The sequence below is a fragment of the Macrococcus bovicus genome, from assembly GCF_004359575.1.
Taxonomy (GTDB): Bacteria; Bacillota; Bacilli; order Staphylococcales; family Staphylococcaceae; genus Macrococcus; species Macrococcus bovicus.
Map to the genome: position 1 here is coordinate 1 of NZ_SCWF01000020.1, position 3,625 is coordinate 3,625.

Here is a 3,625-nt window from a genome sequence, read left to right on the forward strand (position 1 = left end):
CTTTATTTTTTTCTACGTCATCCGTCAGATAATCCGACTCCTTAACAGAATATTTTGAGGTCTCCTTTATCGCAGACACAATCGCAGAATCATTTTTCTTATTCGCTTTTATCGCTTTGACATGAGCAACCGGTTTATAATTAATTTTCAGAGCTTTCTTCCACAGCTGAACCCATTCAGACTGTTCGATATAATTTTCTTTGCTGTTAAAGTAACTTGCTTCAACACAGAGCAGAACATGCATATGCTGATTATACGAGCCATCTTTTTTGTTGACCGTCACTTCTGTCGTCCTCATGAAGCCTATTAAATTTTTTTCAACTTTTTTATATTTCATTAATCGGTGAAAAGATTTTGTCAGCTCTCGAATCGACTGATCCATCGAAAAACCGTCGATGGAATTCCGGTTCGAGAGTGTCAAAAAAAGCCATCTTGCCTTCGGTTTTTCTTTGATGACTTCTTCAACCACTCGTTGAGCCTGCCAGCTGTTCTTCATCGCACGCCTCCAGTTACAGACTGGACACAGTTTTGATTTACAGAACCATGTCTTATAAAGTTTAAGATAACCGTCATCCTGTGCTTTAAACTCAAGAACTTTTCCGCACTCTCTCACATTCTTCGCCTTTTTTATCTGCAGCATCGTGAGAATTTCCGCATACGACACATTCGACAGTTTCTTTTGTCTCCACGGTCGTTCCTTGCCTGATTTCGTATAGTCATGAAGAATTTCAGTCTCTTGATTTTCAACATTTTCTCTTGTATTATAAAAGTGCATTAGAAATACCTCCGAATTTTTCGGAATTCGTATAAAAAAGCATAAAAAGACCCCCGATATTTTGATTTTGATTCGACACCTTAATCATAAATCTCGGGTCTTTTTATGTCAAATTTTCTTTCACAATCAAAAAACAGGTTCATTCTTACAGCCACAAGGGTTTTGACCACTTTTCAAAAAGATAATTATTTCTAATAGTATCAAGACAAGAAGAAACCCAGATTTCCCCTAGGGAAATCTGGGTTTCTAGTCCCTCTGACCACGTTTTCTAGTTTACATAACGTGGGAAACAAAATCAGCAAGAAAAAAGCAAAAACTGACCCAAAAATTAAAAATCAAATTTTAGGATCAGTTCAGTTTTTTGAAGAAATATAACTCATGAATCAAGATAAGAAAAAACCAAAAATCATGACCAATTTTTTTATTTTGCAGTCTCAACATTTTGAATGTTAGGAGCAAAGGTCTTATCTCCTCCTGGATAAAGTAAAGATGTGATCCATTTAGCAGTACCAAGTTTTTTAGTTCTAGCTTTATCAGAATAAAATGTCACAACATGTTCAATTTGATTATAATTATTTATATATTGTTTATCAGTCATATAAACAGTTTTTAATTTAGCTAAAGCATTACCTAAATGATAAGATCCTACAGATGTGACAGCAGCCCCAGTCATTCCAGACGCGGTGTAGCCTAAAGCTCCAGCTGCAGCAACTGCAACACTTGTTAATGCAAAATCACTTCCAGCTGTTGAAGACTTTACAGTCGTAAAATATCTCCATCCACTAGCAGCTTCTGCTTTGTTTTCCAAAGGATTTTGTAAATTATTTTGTTCAGTATAAACACTTCCAACGGATAATAACATACTAGAGGCCAAAACTGCACAAGACACTTTCTTTGATAAAGAATGCATAATCTCATCTCCTGTATTATATTTAATTACATTTACATAATAACCTATCTTTCTATAAAATTACATATATTAGTATAAAAAGGAGAATAAAAATGAAAAAAACAAGCGATAAAATATTACTGTTTTTAATTATTCTATTAGGAATCGTATTTTTAACAAATAACTTTACCGATTTAAATCTGCATCTAATAGGAAATTTAATTATCTACACAATTTCAATTATTCTAGTCTACTTATCTATATTAGAAAAAAATAAAATAAAGTTTTTCGCAGCTATATTCCTAATCATTATAACCACTTTAATAATTCTAATTTAATAATGAACTTTAATATTTATTCCAATTTCCTTTTTGTGCAGAAACTTTGAACCCTCACACTCCCGAAGATGTGCCACCCAGGGAAAAACGCCCTGGTGGGCCCACCTCGTCAGTGTACGTGAGGGTTCTTTTCTTTCACAAAAAGTTTTCTCGGCATAAACAGCAAATCCATTTTTATTTTTTAGTTCCTGTAAGGACATTTTTTAACTAAGCAAAAATTATCAAAACAACAACTAAAAATAAAAAGACAACTGCACCTAAAATTTTCCCAATATGTTTTTCTAAAATGCTTCCTATCAAAATTGTTAAGGCGATTAAAAACATAATAGTATCAGCCACAATATCTAAATCAAAATAATCAAAATCTAAAAAAGTTTTTAATATAAAATTAAGCCCTAATAAACCAAAAAGTACAAAAAGTATTTTTTTAATTATACTATCTTCTTTTCCTCTCACAAAAATTCACCTCAATTGTTATTTACTTGAAATTATACACAAAAAATCATTGAAGTTATACTAGCTGAAAAGCACAAGAATTTTACTGACACTTATTTTTTTATCTTCTAGAAAAAGATTTAAAAAATTTATTAAATGCCTTTAAAAAGCTCTCAGACGTTTACTGAGAGCTTTTTTTAGTTTTTCGGATATTTTATATTAATTTTAGAAATCACATCTGAAAAAACAAAATCTGAAACGCTGGCACACAAATTTTATTTTCAGAATTTCTGGATCAGTGACAAAAAATTAAAATCTCAAAATCAAAAATCTTAAAATCACTAAAAAAGTGCATGAGCATAAGGGAACCTGCTAGCACTTTGCCCTGACGGACAATTTCGGCAGAGCCGAAAACGTGATAGTGTCGGCAGTGCCGACAGGTTTCCTATATACGTAATTTGTACGTAAAAATTGCTAGCAGTTTTTTATTGAATGCTGTACAAATTACGTATAGATAAAGGGTTATTACGTATAAATGCCATATACGATTACGTATAAATTACGTACCATAATTTATACGTAATTTTTGTACCGAATAATGCCATACACTATCAAATACATTAACTTTTAGTCCATTTAATTTCCGAATGAAAAGTGCTAGCACAAATATCAAAAATCATTTAGAAATACAATATAAAATCCAGCTCATTATTTGGAAATACAATGGTCATCATTTGGAAATTAAATCATTGAATTTCCAAATGGATTTTATATTTGAAATCACAATGGAATTTTATCAGAAATAAAAATAGTCAAATCCATCTTGAAAATGACTTTTTATTTTTTTAAAAAATAATTCTGTTTTTCAAAATTCCATACAGCGATGATTGAATTGGCCTTCGCTTCTTCCTCAGAAATTTTTTCGTCTTCACTTGAAGTCTGAATCAGATTTCCATCTTCAGAATCATCAAGATTTAATTTCTTGTGCATGATTTTCAGAAGACCACCGTACGCAATCATTCTTTTTCTATGCAGACCCTGCTCCAGATCAGCGATAATTTCTTTATTTTTTTCTACGTCATCCGTCAGATAATCCGACTCCTTAACAGAATATTTTGAGGTCTCCTTTATCGCAGACACAATCGCAGAATCATTTTTCTTATTCGCTTTTATCGCTTTGACATGAGC

Annotated in this window: 4 protein-coding genes; all 4 read right to left on the bottom strand. The window is 31.9% G+C overall.

The window, feature by feature from the left end:
• A partial coding sequence (locus ERX55_RS11170) for a protein rep (protein WP_133452660.1) occupies window positions 1-775 on the bottom strand: 775 nt, incomplete at its 3' end.
• A gap of 421 nt (window positions 776-1,196) precedes the next feature.
• Window positions 1,197-1,685: a hypothetical protein gene (locus ERX55_RS11175; RefSeq protein ID WP_133452661.1), complete on the bottom strand. Its 489-nt coding sequence runs from the start codon at window positions 1,683-1,685 to the stop codon at window positions 1,197-1,199.
• Window positions 1,686-2,209: 524 nt separating this feature from the next.
• Window positions 2,210-2,458 carry a hypothetical protein gene (locus tag ERX55_RS11180; protein WP_133452662.1) on the bottom strand — a complete coding sequence of 83 codons (249 nt, stop codon included), beginning with the start codon at window positions 2,456-2,458 and terminating at the stop codon, window positions 2,210-2,212.
• 816 nt (window positions 2,459-3,274) lie between these two features.
• On the bottom strand, window positions 3,275-3,625 hold a 351-nt coding region (locus ERX55_RS11185; protein WP_165983791.1), incomplete at its 5' end, for a protein rep.